Here is a 14,324-nt window from a genome sequence, read left to right on the forward strand (position 1 = left end):
GAATTAAAAAAACATCAACCGACCAAAATCAATTAATCATGTTATTCAACTCATTAAGTTTCGTTTTATTTTTAATCATTGTACTAACATTATACTATTCCAAGCTTTTCAAATGGACTGGTAAAAAACGTATGCTTTTATTATCCAGTTACATATTTTATGGGATGTGGAATCCTCCACTAGTCATCCTGTTATGGATATCTACAATTGTTGATTGGACTGCTGGTAAAAGATTAGCCGTTGAAGACAACCAGAAAAAAAGAAAAATGTGGTTGCTATTAAGCATGTTCGTCAATCTTGGCTTTTTAGCTTTCTTTAAATACGGGGATTTTCTTCTTGAAAATTTTGTGGTTGTTATGAACAGTATTGGCATAGACTTTCAGGCAAAACCAATGGACATTATCCTACCAATGGGTATATCGTTTTATACATTTCAGACTATGTCTTATACCATAGATATGTATAAGCGTAAAATAGAACCTGCTAGAACATTCCTAGATTTTGCATTGTATGTAACCTTCTTTCCTCAATTGGTAGCTGGTCCAATTGTAAGAGCTAAAGATTTAATCACGCAGTTTTATGAAGAAAAGAAAGCTACCACGAATCAATTTATTTGGGGCCTTTTCCTTTTAACTATTGGCTTATTTCAAAAAGTCGTAATGGCAGACACACTGCTGGCAGGTACATCTGATGCCGTTTTTGGCTCCTCTAAATTATTACATGGTGTTGATGCATGGGTAGGCACCATTGCCTTTTCAGGACAAATATTTTTCGACTTTGCAGGTTATTCAACCTGTGCTATTGGTATTGCTCTAATGCTAGGTATTATATTACCTGATAACTTTAGATACCCTTATGCATCATTAGGATTTTCAGATTTATGGAAACGCTGGCATATATCTCTTTCATCATGGCTTAAGGATTACTTATATATTCCTTTGGGTGGCAACCGCCATGGTATTACCAGAATGTATGTAGCATTAATGCTTACTATGCTAATAGGAGGGTTATGGCACGGAGCTGCATGGACTTTTATGGTATGGGGTGGTTTACATGGCACCTATCTAATTCTTGAAAGACTACAACGTAAATATCTCCCCTTTAAAATTACCAAGTGGAATGGAATTTTTCTAGCATTTATAACTTTTAGTTGTGTTAACATTACTTGGGTGTTCTTTAGAGCACGGGAATTTGAAACCGCATGGAATATGATTAAATCTATGTTCTACATGCAAACGGATGGTGTGAAAATTCTTGATACGTTTACCATAATTAAAGTAACAACGGTTATCGCCATTATGTTTTTATGTCACTGGGTTATGCGCAACACCTCAATGAAAGATGTATCTTTAAAAACTTCTCCTTATGTATTAGGCGTTGTATGGGCTATTATGACATTTTTAATTATCATTGCTCAAGGTAGTGGTGAGCAGTTTATTTATTTTCAGTTTTAACAGTTATCTAGTTTAAATAATAGTTTAGTACAGTTTAAAATCAATATATGGTAAAAGTTAAATCGACCAGAATAGAATCTATAGATATTCTAAGAGGGTTAGTTATGGTTATAATGGCACTAGATCATACTAGAGATTATTTTCATTATGACGCCGCATTTAATGACCCAACTAATTTGGACACAACAACACCTTACTTATTCTTTACACGTTTTATTACACATTATTGCGCCCCGGTATTTGTGTTTTTAGCAGGTACATCAGCTTTTTTATATGGTAGTAATAAAACCAAACCTAAACTTTTCAAATTTTTATTTACTCGTGGTATATGGTTAATAATTTTAGAAATCTTTTTAAATAATCTTAATTGGACATTCGATTATACCTACAGTTTTATTGTTCTTCAAGTTATTTGGGCTATCGGAGTAAGTATGGTATGTCTATCTTTTCTTGTTTTTCTGCCAAAAAAAATAATTGCTGCTATAGGATTCATTTTAATTGCTGGGCACAATTTACTGGATGGTATTACAATGCAAGGTAATAGTATAAGCTCTATAGTATGGTATATGTTGCACCAGCCCAATGGGTTTCCAATAAATGATAATCACTATATATTTTTAGGTTATCCTGTGATACCTTGGATTGGTCTCATTGCTTTGGGGTATTGCTTAGGGTCATTATATACCAGAGGTTTTGATGAAACAATTAGAAAGCAATGGTTATTAAGTATAGGTATAGTTAGTGTTATATTGTTTTTTGTTATTCGAGGTATTAATGTTTATGGCGATTTAACCCCTTGGACTGTTCAAAATACCACAGCAAAGTCTATAATGTCCTTCTTTAAAGTAAGCAAATACCCACCTTCATTAGCTTACCTGCTAATTACCATTGGGCCTTCTTTATTATTTTTATATTTTGTTGAAAATATTAAGAATTCCATTTCAGATTTCTTCTTAGTATTTGGAAGGGTACCATTATTTTATTATTTCCTTCATATTCTAGTTATTCATATAGGAGCCATTCTAGGTGTTATTTTGTTAAATGATAACTGGCAAAAATTATTAAATATTTCACAAAATCCGATTGCTGGTCTAGCAAGGCAAGGTTATTCGCTTTTTACAGTTTATATAGTCTGGATAATAATTATAGTACTACTCTATTTTCCAAGCAAAAAGTACATGACATATAAAGCGAATAATAAAAATAAATGGTGGCTAAGCTACCTATAATAATATTCAAATGGTAAAAGTAAAATCTAGTCGCATAGAATCTATTGATATTCTAAGGGGTTTAGTCATGGTTCTCATGGCATTAGATCACACTCGAGATTTTTTTCATTTGGGGTCTTCCATATTTGGCCCCACAGACCTTCAAACAACAACCCCCTCTTTATTTTTCACCAGATTTATAACACACTACTGTGCTCCGGTTTTTGTTTTTTTAGCTGGAACATCTGCCTTTTTATACGGTAGTAAAAAAACGAAGCAAGAGTTATTTAAGTTTTTATTTTCTCGAGGTCTTTGGCTTATTTTACTTGAAATTGTTTTAAACAATTTATTGTGGCAATTTAATTTGGGGTATAACCTTATCGTACTTCAAGTTATATGGGCAATTGGCCTAAGTATGGTGTTGCTATCTTTAATTATATTCCTAAATGACAAATTAATATTAATCCTTGGAATCATTTTAGTAGGTTTTCATAATTTATTAGATAATATAACTATGGAAGGAAACAACCTTGAGTCGATTTTGTGGTATATACTTCATCAACGTGCAGGTATTACTTTTGATTCTAATTTCGCAATTAGATTTGCTTATCCCATTTTACCATGGCTGGGTCTTATGGTTTTAGGCTACTATTTTGGGAGACTCTACTTAAAAAGTTTTAATGCTGACCGAAGAAAAAAATGGCTAGCAGTCTTAGGGATTGGAGCACTAGTACTTTTCATTATCCTAAGAACAATTAACTTATATGGCAATCTAACGCCATGGGAATATCAAAAAAACAACATTTACACCTTTTTATCATTTATTAATGTTACAAAATATCCTCCGTCATTGGATTTTATTTTAATTACCATAGGTCCCTCCTTATTGTTTCTATACGCTATAGAGAACGTAAAGAATAAAATTACAGACTTCTTATTGGTCTTTGGTCGTGTTCCTCTATTTTATTACTTTTTACATGTGTTAGTACTGCATGTGTTGGCCGTTTTATCTGTATTACTATTATCTGATGGTTGGGAAGATCTTGAAAGCCTTTCACCATTTGCAATGGCCGAATATGGTTACCCCTTATATTTAGTATATGCAATATGGATTGTGGTAATAACATTACTCTATTTCCCAAGTAAAAAATACATGACATATAAAGCGAATAATAAAGATAAATGGTGGCTTAGCTATTTATAGAAACTTGACAGAATGATTAGAACTGATGGTTTAAAACGGCGTATAGGGACAGTAGGTTTATCTGCGAACATAATAAATATAATTATTGGTGCTGGTATATTTGCGCTTCCCGCGATTATAGCAGCCAAAATGGGAGCTGCAAGTATAATTGCCTACCTCTTTTGTGGTATCTTGATTGCTATGGTCATGCTCTGTTTTGCTGAAGCTGGAAGTAAAATCACAAATACAGGTGGCCCATACACTTATATTGAAACTGCATTTGGTGACTACGCTGGATTTCTTGGAGGTATATTTGTGATGATAAGTGCACTCTTTGCTGATGCTGCTGTTTCAAATGCCTTAATTAATATGTTAGCAACTGTGAATCCATTTTTTGAAAATGAATGGGTTCGATTATCTTTACTTTTCATTATATTTTTTGGATTTGCATATATAAATATTCTGGGCCTAAAACAAGGCATTGGATTAGTTAAATTTAATACATTAGCAAAACTTATTCCTCTATTAATACTTGTGATTTTAGGTTGGAAGGGAGTCTCAATTAATAATTTATCTATTGAATCCATGCCGAGTATAAAAACACTTGGCGAGACGTCTCTTATTTTATTTTTCGCTTTTCAAGGGGCCGAAACGGGGTTAATTGTTGGTGGCGAAGTAATCAATCCTAAGCGTACAGTTCCCAAAGCCATATTCATTAGTATTTTGGTTGTTGTATTATTATACATTCTTATCCAATCTGTTTCACAAGGTGTTTTAGGTAGTGAGTTGGTAAAATTCACAGCCACACCATTAGCAGAAACAGCTAGAGCAGCATTAGGACCAATTGGTTATACAATTCTATTCTTTGGAGCTATTATATCAATGTTTGGGTATTTAAGTGGTTCCATACTCAATAATCCTCGTGTAGTTTATGCTCTGGCAAGGGACAAAGTAATTCCTGTGAAATCTTTAGCAAAGATTCATAAATCGTTTGCAACACCTCACGTAGCTATTATCGTTTATGCTTTTATTGTTTTTATAATTGCGGCTAGTGGTAGTTTTGAAAAATTAGCCATTATTGCAAGTAGTGCCATGCTAATTGTGTATTTAGCGGTAGCACTATCAGTTATAAAACTGCGTAAAACTCATAAATCTCAACAAGGGGAATTTAAAATACCTGGAGGGTTGTTAGTGCCTATATTAGCAATAATCGTCATTATTTATTTTTTATATAATATTTCTAGCAAAGAAATGCTAGCAACTGCTATTGGTATTGGTTTACTATCCTTAATTTATTGGGGTCTCAAACTCATCAAAAAACAAGTCTAACTTTTTATTTTTATATTAGTGCTATTCTAACATAGCCCAAAATTAATGCCGCTTCATTTTCTATTCAAAAACTGCTTGTTTTATATTACTTTTCTAGGTTCTATTTCGATTTCCTTAGCTCAAGAATTTGGTTATCAGGAAGTACAACTTACAAATAATCCATCAGACAACCGATATGCCAGTTATAATAAAGAAGGTACAAAAATTTTATTTGAATCGAATAGAACAGGTAAGTGGCAATTGTATACCATGGATATAAATGGAGGTCATCAAAAACAGTTGCTTTCTAATTCATTTAATGATAGACGCCCTACTTGGCATCCCTATAAAAATATGATTTTATTTGAATCTGATAGACTCGGGATGACAGAAATCTACAAACTGAATTTAGACAACTACAAAGTCTCTAAAATCCCAATTCCTTTGGCTGGTAATAAATCGCGAGCACAATTTGCACCAAACGGCGTTGAAATTGTTTTCAATTTAGAAGATCCAAAAGGAGATTTCGACATTTATTCCATTCATCAAAAAGGTAAACGACCTAAAAAACTTATTGACGATAAGTACAAAAATTTATATCCGCAATTCTCGAGAAGAGGTAATTATTTTTTGTACTATTCAAATAAGAATAATGAAAAAGAAACGAATGTTATTTATACTTACAATATCATTACCGAAGAGCGATCTCGCCTAACGTACTTTAAAAATCATAGTAATTACGCTAAACTTTCCAATAATAAATTAAGAGTTGTTTATTCTGCTAGTGTTGATGGGGGAAAACCAGAAATTTACATAATGAAGCATGATGGCAAAGGTAAACGCCAAATAACCTTTAATGATGAAGTCGATATACTCCCTTCCTGGTCTCCGAAAGATATTAATTTATTGATCTCGAGGACCAATAATGGAAATTTACAAATTTTTAAAATACTTTTAAAAGAGCCAATAGAACCTTAAAATTTAGCTCAAATAGACATTAAGTTCGTTTTAATTTTGCATTAACCTAGTTATCAGCAGTTTAAATTCGTTATATTTATATCAACTAACCAAACTTCTTTACAGAAGTTTATAAAACCAACTAAAATGAAAAACAAGATTTTTGCCATTATTGGTGGAACAATTGCTCTATTTGGATTAGGGTATTTAATTTACGTTATTATGGGCTTTCATGCCCTAACAGGAGAAAATGTTTCTGAAGTTTTTACAAAATTGGACTTGCCAATTATTATTTTAATGGAAGTATTATATGCAACATTGATTGTAATATTATTTAGTAAATGGACCCAAATTAACACATTATCAACAGGTGCCCAAGCAGGTTTTATCATTGGCGCCTTTATTGGAGGTTGTCAAACATTAGAAACACTTGCTACAAGTGATTTAACAGACCTGACTGGTGTAATTATTGGTGCGCTTTCCTTTGGAGTTCGTTTCGGAGTTGCGGGAGCCGTAATTGGTTACTTTTTGGGAAGAGACTAAAAAAGTATTAATTAAATTGAAAACACCTTTTTTAAAAAAGGTGTTTTTTAAAAAAACTTAAACTAATGAAGCTTTCTTTATTTTTATTATTATTTATCTCTATCAACAGCTTTTCACAACGACCAAGTGCCAAAGAAAAAGGTAAATTTTTTCAACTAAAAGGTAACAAAGCACTTTATGGTGGTAAATTAGAAAGTCAGCACTTTATAATTAATAATTTAGACTTAAAAGAAGAACAATTTCATTATGGTATTGGTCGCGAACGCTTTCCAGCACTTCTCAATCCTGAGTTCGAAAATGTTGAATCAGCCGATAAGAAATGGAATGATGAAGATCGTTTTTTAATTGCTTATAAAGGAAATGATGTAAAAGCCTATTCCGTAAAAGTTTTGACAAGACATGAAATTGTTAATGATAGTTTAGATGATGAACCCATAATGGCTGCATACTGTATTCTGGCAGATTTAGGTGCTATATACAAACGTAAATATGATGGCACAACATTAACATTTGCTTTAAGTGGCTATACTTATTATGATAAAGATGTTTGGAATGGCTTAGATGGATTTATTCTTTGGGACAGAGATACCGAAAGTCTATGGTGGCCATTAATTGGAAAAGCCGTTTCTGGTCCCTTAAAAGGTGTAAAACTTCTTGAAATGGATAAGGCTTATTGGGAAGACACGACGTGGAAACAAATAAAAGCAAACTATCCTAATGCACTAGTTCTTATTTCCGGACAAGATTTTGATAGGCCCAAGACATGGAAAAATATTAAGAATGTCAACCATATTATAGAAAAATATTCAAAGTAAAATCTAATCCCTTAATTTCCCAGCGAAAACGCTAACATTTGAATTAAAGGGATTACCCGAAGCGCGCCTGAGTAAAACTATTTGTCCGGTGTGCCATAAGGCATCCGATATAGGGCCGTTGATAAGGTTCCAAAACGGAAACCGATTATTATCAAACTCGGATAAATCTTCGCTCTTTAACAAAATATCGGAAGCCTTTTTAAAGTTAACCAAGGTTGCTTTTCGTTTCTCCTGAAAACTAGCAAATTCTACTTCTTCTCTTTTACCAATATCTTTTAAAAGCGTTTTTATTATAAAATTGGAAAGTCCATATAAATGATCGAGGTTTTCATCCGTTGTCCTGCCCGTTTCACTAGGTTTATAGGCCAAATCTGTTTCTGTTAAACCTTCTGTTGCCCAATAATATCGAAATCCCAATCCATCAATCATTCTTGCAGTTACAGCCCCTGGTGTATAGGATTCAGGGGTATTCGAAATATCTGCATAAGGCAATTCATTGTCATCTTGAGCAAAAATTGTTGTCGAAAGTAGTAGAACAAACAGCAATATTAGTTTCTTCATTTTTAATTCTAGTTTTTTATCGTTTCTAAATTGGAAATTGGATTAACACCATACTTGTCAAATAGGTATATCAAAGAAGTCATAGTAGCAGCTCCTAATTCTAATTCTCTTTTATTTACAGCATCAAAGGTATCATTACTTGCATGGTGATGATCGAAATAGCGTTGTGAATCTGGTCGTAATCCAGCTAAAACCATAGCATCACTTTTTAAGGGTCCAATATCTGCCCCGCCATAACCTTTTTCAAAATAATGAATTAAGTATGGTTTAAATAAGGGCTTCCACTGCAAAACCTGATTAAAACTGGCATCGTCACAATCGAAACTAAACCCTCTTGGTGTAAATCCACCAGAATCACTTTCTAAGGCAAATACATGTTTTTCATTATTCTTTTTGCTCATTTCGGCGTACTTATTCCCGCCGCGCAGACCATTTTCTTCGTTCATAAAAAGAACGACACGAATACTTCGTTTTGGTTTTATACCTATTTCTTTTAATAAGCGTAATACTTCCATGGATTGCACTACTCCTGCCCCATCATCGTGAGAGCCATCCCCTAAATCCCAAGAATCCAAATGTCCACCAACGAGCATGTATTCATTTGGAAACTCCGATCCAGTAATTTGACCAATAACATTGTAAGACAAGACGTCTTTTAGCTGTTTACAGTTTTGTTTGAAGTAAAACATAATTGATTTATCTAACTTCAACATGGCACTTAACAACTCAGCGTCATTAGTACTTATTGCCGCAGATGGTATGCGCTGACTAACCGGTAAATCATCATAAGTCATCGCTCCTGTGTGTGGTAAATCGTCAAGTCTCAAATTCATGGATCTTACAATAACACCAACAGCACCATACTTTGCAGCTTCTACTGCCCCTTTATACCTTTGATTCACACAACCTCCATAAGCTTCAAACGTATGAATTAAATCGGGTTGCATAGGACGATTATAAAACACAATTTTTCCAGCAACTTTTTCAGCTCCAAGAATAGCCAATTCTTCAAAACTCTTTACTTCTAATACACTCGCCTTTAATCCTAATGATGGCGTAGCAACAGAACCTCCCAAGGCACAAATATTTACGATAGATGTTTTACCTGACCCAGATTCTATATATCCATATTCTTTGGCCCCTCTTATCCATTTTGGAACCATAACTGGTTGTAACCAAACTTTGTCTAGTCCTAGTTTTTCAAGCTCTTCTTTTGTCCAAGTTACAGCTTTTTCTGCACCATATGAACCCGATAATCGGCTTCCTATTTGATTCGATAAATAATTAAGCCAATTATAACTTTGTCCATTTGTTAAAGAGGTCTTGTAAATTTTTTTTAAGACTTCTTCATCACTTTGTGAGAGCGTATTAAGAGAAAGTGTAAAGCAATAACATAAAAAGAATAACCTGAATATTTTCATAAATTGAAGTAACAACATAATGGACTAAAAATACTATTTTAAATAAGCGAATGTCTAAAAGAAATCATAAAAAACTACTCGTTATTAAGTTGCTGCTTATACAACTCTAAATTAGCTTTTATATCATCCTCTAGTTCTGGCTCTTCAATATCGGTGTATTGCCTTAAAGTATCATACATAATCTTCGCAACTATGTAACGAGCAGTGGGTTTATCATCTGCCGGAATATTATACCATAGTGCATGTGGTTTAGAGGTTCTGTTTATGGCATCTTCATAACATTCTTGATATTTATTCCATAATTTACGCTCCTTTAAATCACCTGGAGAAAATTTCCAATTCTTTTCTTGTTTATCCAAACGCCTTAAAAGACGATTTTTTTGTTCTTCTTTTGAAAGGTTTAAAAAGAACTTAAAAATGATTGTGCCGTTATTGGCTATATGCTTTTCGAAGTTATTAATTTGCTCAAAACGTTTGTCCCAAAAGTTATCATTAACATCATCAATAGAATTAACAGTTGGTATGTTCTCTCCTAATATATATCCAGGATGAACGCGAGTTACTAAAACATTTTCATAATGTGTTCTATTGAAAACACCAAACTTGCCTCGCTCTGGAAGCACAATATAATGACGCCATAAATAATCATGTTTTAATTCAACCTCCGTGGGTACTTTAAAACTATGTACTTCGATACCTCGAACATTAAATTCCTTGAAAACTTCTCTAACAAGACTATCCTTACCTGCAGTATCCATACCCTGTAAACAAATAAGTACAGCATATTTACCATGAGCATACATTGTGTTTTGTAGCTTCCCTAACTTCTTACTAACAGAATTCAACTCATTTTCAATTTTATCCTTTGATGCTTCCAAATCATAAGTTGTTACCTGCTCTTTTAATGCTATTTTCGAGGTTATTTTAAATTCTTCAAGGCTAATTTTCTTCATTATATAGAACAATTTTATATTAAAGCATAAATATAGTGAATCCATATTTTCGATGAAATACATACGCTTTATCGAAGTTTTTAGTACATTAGTCGTCTATATTATAAACTTAACCTATTTATTATGGAAAAATCTTACTTTTTTATATTGTTATTTTTTGTATCTACCTTGTCTTTTTCGCAGGCAAAATGCGAAGATGCAGATTCTGACTTGTTATATGCATATTCTCATGTAAAGTCTGCCTACAATTCAAATAATATTTCTCATTTAAAGTACTATTCGAACAGATCTTTAGAAGCTTTTGAGCGTTCTAAAGAAAAACTCAAGACCTGCGGCTGTGAAAGTGCATACGATTTAGCATACGATGGTGCAAAGCTTTTAGCTCATGTTGAAAATGCAGGTACTTTTGAAGATGGTCGTTTTTATGTAAAACGCGCACGAGACATAGCTCAACAAAGTATTGTTGAATTGGATAAATTCACAGTTTTAACTAGTGAAGAGGAGTCATTGTTATCCTTAAAATCTGAAAAAGAAAAGCTTGAACAACTTCAAAAAGAACTTAAAGAAAAAGAGTCTGAAATTAAGGCAAAACTTGCGGCTCAAAAACAAAAAGAGGCAGAACACAATAAAGAACGTTTAATAAATGCCTATAAAGAAGCTATTGCTAGTAATATTGAAGCGTATAACAAAATTCTTGAACTTTGTAATTGCGATGCTGAGACTTTAACTGAAATTAAACCAAATGAGGCCAACCTTGAAAATAAAGGTGTTGAAGAGATTAAATTATATCTTTTAGAAAATATTAAAGGATTAACAAATACATATTTATCTCGAATGGATATTTTTGACGAAGATTAAATCTAATAGTTTTGAATAAAAAAAAGGACTAACCATTTTGGTTAGTCCTTTTTTTATTTAGATGCAAATAATTTTACATCTTGTTCGCTTACCTCATTGCCTCCGAGGATAATTAAACGCTCGATAACATTACGAAGTTCACGTATGTTTCCTGTCCAATCGTAATCCTGTAATAATTTGATAGCCTTTGCGGAAAACGATTTCTTAACTGTACCCTGTTCGTTAGCAATTTTATCTGCGAAGTAATCAACAAGCATTGGTATGTCATCTCGCCTATCATTTAAAGCTGGAACTTTCACCAAAATAACAGCTAGGCGATGATAGAGGTCTTCTCTAAATTTACCATCGGCTATTTCCTTTTTCAAATCTTTATTTGTTGCCGCAATAACGCGTACGTCTACCTTTATGTCTTTATCGCTACCAACGCGCTGTATGCGACTCTCTTGCAAAGCTCTTAGTACTTTTGCTTGAGCAGAAAGGCTCATGTCTCCAATTTCATCTAAAAATATTGTTCCTCCATTAGCAGCTTCAAACTTACCTGCTCTGTCCTTATTAGCACTTGTAAAAGCCCCCTTTACATGACCAAACAACTCACTTTCAATTAACTCACTAGGTATAGCGGCACAATTAACCTCAATCATAGGCCCTTTAACGCGATCGCTTTTCTCATGAAGCCAATGTGCGACTAGTTCTTTTCCCGTTCCGTTAGGACCAGTAATTAAAACTCGCGCATCAGTTGGAGCTACTTTATCAATAATATCTTTTATTTGAGAAATCGCTTCACTTTCCCCAATCATCTCATATTTTTTACTAACTTTTTTCTTCAGAATTTTGTTTTCTACAACCAATTCTTTTCGGTCTAGAGCATTTCTTACAGTATTAAGCAATCGATTTAAGTCTGGTGGTTTAGAAATATAATCGAAGGCTCCTAGACGCATCGTATTAACCGCAGTGTCTAAATCTCCATGACCAGATATCATAACGATGGGTATTTCTGGTTTTATTTTTTTAGTAGCTTCTAATACTTCAACGCCATCCATTTTTGGCATTTTAATATCGCAAAAAATTAAATCGAAATCTTCTTTCTTTATTTTTTCAATTCCTATTAACCCATCTTCAGCTTCATCCACTTGATAAGAATCATTTTCTTCTGAAAGTATTTTAACCAATACCCGCCTAATGGCTGCTTCATCTTCTATTACTAATATTTTCGACATAATTATAATTTAAATTTAAGTCCAGTTCTTAGATAAAATGCGTTTAAGTCGTCTAATTTAAAAATTTCATCTCTATTATCATTTCTCAGCACATTATTTAGCATAATGGTATTTCCAACATACATATAAGCTACTAAATGTTTAGTAAAGCAATATTCATACCCTAATCCACCAATAACTACAGATAATGAAATATGTTCTACTTTTTGTTCACTAATAATTATTGGTGATTGCAGATGAGCCAAGTAACCATCAAGCCCTATGAATGCTTGAACATTATTTCTTTTATTAAAAGTATATTTTATGTTAGCCTTAGGAATTCCGGCGTTGTAGCTCCATTTTTCATTAATTTCTCTATAATAAGAAATAAAAGGTAGAGGAAACGGCAAACCTGTAGTGGCATTATAAGTTAAACCTAGAATTAAACGATTGGGATGTTCAATGTCTTTTTCTTTGGTTCGATCTCGTATAAACAAAACACCTCCATTCATAAAGAAATCGGCGCCAGTTATACTTCGAGTTAATGTAGACGCTATTCTTGGATTCGCCTTCAGAGCAAATCGCCATTTTTCATTCCACTTAAACGTATACCCTAAATTTAAATCTATTACATGTATTTTATCTAGTTTAGAAGTATCAAAAGAATAATCGTCTTCTAGGTTTAATATAACTCTATTGTATTCTAATCCTGCAACTAAATAACACTTAGGCTTAAGTTCTATGGGATAATTAATAATTGCTCTTAACCGCGTATACTGGTCTTCGGATCTGCTTTTAGGAATAAATGAATACTCTAAGCGCGCTAAGTCGGTAAGTTGAGCATTCAAATGCAACGACATGAAAGTTATGCAAAAAACCCAACTTGTTTTGAGTCTTTTGCTATTACTCATGAACGAATGTTAATCTAATTCCCAATTTAATTTGATTTTTGAATAATATGAATATCCCTTTGAGGAAATGGGATGGTCACGTTGTTTTCCCTAAATAAACGTTCTATTTCAAATCTTATTTCACTTTTTGGAAATCTCGCATTAAAACTATCATTGAGAGTAAAAACAAGTCGGAAGTCCAAAGAACTATCTCCAAAATTTGTAAACAAAACTGTAGGAGGAGGGAGCTCTAAAACATCTTTGGAACTTTTAGCGGCTTGAAGTAGCAGTTCTTTAACTAACTGTACGTTGCTTCCATAGGCTACACCTACTTCAACACTCTCTCTTGTAGTTGCACCGTTTTGAGTCCAATTATAAAGACTATTAGTAAGGTATAAATGGTTTGGAATTACCAATACTTTATTATCTGCAGTCGTTGCTCTTGTAGTTCTTAATTTTATTTCTTCTACCCGTCCAACTTTACCTTCTAATTCAATGATATCTCCAACGTGAACAGATTGATCTACAAGAATAAAAATTCCTGATATAATATCTTGAAATAGGGTTTGAAGCGCTAAACCAATCCCAATCAATAAAGCGGCCGAAGCAGCAAAAACAGCCGTAACATTAACACCGATGGAATCGAAAACAATAAGTGTAACAATAATATAGATTACCCACCTCGCAAAGGTGAAGACGGTATTAAATTTAGCTTTATCTTGTTCGGGCATATTCCTGGTAACCAGTTTTTTAACCCATCTAAGGATGTAGGTTGTCGCCAACATAACAAGAGCAATAAGTAGAACATACTTCACTCTTAGAACAATATCATGAGCCTCATCTCCAGTGCCATAAGTGAAATCAATAAGTTTGTACTCTAGAAAATCCACGAAATTTTCCCAAAAAGAACTATCTTTTATGGTCTCTTCCACCTGTTTTACTTCTTTTTCTATTTTATCTGAAACTTTTTCTTGCAT

14 protein-coding genes are annotated in these 14,324 nt (G+C 33.2%); 8 read left to right on the plus strand and 6 right to left on the minus strand.

Going from position 1 to position 14,324, the window contains the following annotated elements; genetic code table 11:
* Positions 1 to 2: 2 nt before the first annotated feature.
* The 7 genes from FEF17_RS13505 (at position 3) to FEF17_RS13535 (ending at position 7,468) form a co-directional block, all read left to right on the plus strand.
* A complete protein-coding gene (locus FEF17_RS13505) occupies positions 3 to 1,454 on the plus strand; it encodes an MBOAT family O-acyltransferase (RefSeq protein ID WP_344737322.1) in 1,452 nt (483 codons plus the stop codon).
* 47 nt (positions 1,455 to 1,501) lie between these two features.
* On the plus strand, positions 1,502 to 2,683 hold the full coding sequence (locus FEF17_RS13510) for an acetyltransferase domain-containing protein (protein WP_139002944.1): 1,182 nt from the start codon (positions 1,502 to 1,504) through the stop codon (positions 2,681 to 2,683).
* A gap of 10 nt (positions 2,684 to 2,693) precedes the next feature.
* Entirely contained in the window at positions 2,694 to 3,866 is a 1,173-nt protein-coding gene (locus FEF17_RS13515) for an acetyltransferase domain-containing protein (protein WP_139002945.1), read from the plus strand.
* Between the two features lie 12 nt (positions 3,867 to 3,878).
* Complete coding sequence (locus FEF17_RS13520; protein ID WP_139002946.1) at positions 3,879 to 5,174, plus strand: APC family permease; 1,296 nt, start codon at positions 3,879 to 3,881, stop codon at positions 5,172 to 5,174.
* 45 nt (positions 5,175 to 5,219) lie between these two features.
* Positions 5,220 to 6,131: a PD40 domain-containing protein gene (locus FEF17_RS13525; RefSeq protein ID WP_139002947.1), complete on the plus strand. Its 912-nt coding sequence runs from the start codon at positions 5,220 to 5,222 to the stop codon at positions 6,129 to 6,131.
* Between the two features lie 126 nt (positions 6,132 to 6,257).
* Entirely contained in the window at positions 6,258 to 6,653 is a 396-nt protein-coding gene (locus FEF17_RS13530; RefSeq protein WP_139002948.1) for a hypothetical protein, read from the plus strand.
* A gap of 65 nt (positions 6,654 to 6,718) precedes the next feature.
* On the plus strand, positions 6,719 to 7,468 hold the full coding sequence (locus tag FEF17_RS13535; RefSeq protein WP_139002949.1) for a DUF3179 domain-containing (seleno)protein: 750 nt from the start codon (positions 6,719 to 6,721) through the stop codon (positions 7,466 to 7,468).
* A 3-nt stretch (positions 7,469 to 7,471) separates the two neighbouring features.
* On the opposite strand, the gene FEF17_RS13540 is transcribed toward FEF17_RS13535, so the two are convergent.
* The 3 genes from FEF17_RS13540 to FEF17_RS13550 all read right to left on the minus strand — a co-directional run bounded on the left by FEF17_RS13540 (position 7,472) and on the right by FEF17_RS13550 (position 10,403).
* Positions 7,472 to 8,029, minus strand: coding sequence for a hypothetical protein (locus FEF17_RS13540; RefSeq protein ID WP_139002950.1), 558 nt, complete (start codon positions 8,027 to 8,029; stop codon positions 7,472 to 7,474).
* A gap of 8 nt (positions 8,030 to 8,037) precedes the next feature.
* Positions 8,038 to 9,450, minus strand: coding sequence for a M20/M25/M40 family metallo-hydrolase (locus FEF17_RS13545; protein WP_139002951.1), 1,413 nt, complete (start codon positions 9,448 to 9,450; stop codon positions 8,038 to 8,040).
* A gap of 74 nt (positions 9,451 to 9,524) precedes the next feature.
* Positions 9,525 to 10,403, minus strand: a complete 879-nt coding sequence (locus FEF17_RS13550) for a PPK2 family polyphosphate kinase (protein ID WP_139002952.1) — start codon at positions 10,401 to 10,403, stop codon at positions 9,525 to 9,527.
* A 123-nt stretch (positions 10,404 to 10,526) separates the two neighbouring features.
* Between FEF17_RS13550 and FEF17_RS13555 the strand changes: the two genes are divergently transcribed.
* Entirely contained in the window at positions 10,527 to 11,261 is a 735-nt protein-coding gene (locus FEF17_RS13555; RefSeq protein ID WP_139002953.1) for a hypothetical protein, read from the plus strand.
* A 53-nt stretch (positions 11,262 to 11,314) separates the two neighbouring features.
* On the opposite strand, the gene FEF17_RS13560 is transcribed toward FEF17_RS13555, so the two are convergent.
* Genes FEF17_RS13560 through FEF17_RS13570 form a run of 3 tightly spaced genes read right to left on the minus strand, consistent with a single transcriptional unit; the run spans position 11,315 to position 14,324 of the window.
* Positions 11,315 to 12,478: a sigma-54-dependent transcriptional regulator gene (locus FEF17_RS13560; RefSeq protein ID WP_139002954.1), complete on the minus strand. Its 1,164-nt coding sequence runs from the start codon at positions 12,476 to 12,478 to the stop codon at positions 11,315 to 11,317.
* A 2-nt stretch (positions 12,479 to 12,480) separates the two neighbouring features.
* Positions 12,481 to 13,368, minus strand: coding sequence for a DUF6268 family outer membrane beta-barrel protein (locus FEF17_RS13565; protein WP_246046857.1), 888 nt, complete (start codon positions 13,366 to 13,368; stop codon positions 12,481 to 12,483).
* Positions 13,369 to 13,394: 26 nt separating this feature from the next.
* Positions 13,395 to 14,324, minus strand: a complete 930-nt coding sequence (locus FEF17_RS13570; RefSeq protein ID WP_139002955.1) for a mechanosensitive ion channel family protein — start codon at positions 14,322 to 14,324, stop codon at positions 13,395 to 13,397.

This window comes from Hyunsoonleella aestuarii (assembly GCF_006148925.1).
GTDB lineage: Bacteria > Bacteroidota > Bacteroidia > Flavobacteriales > Flavobacteriaceae > Algibacter_D > Algibacter_D aestuarii.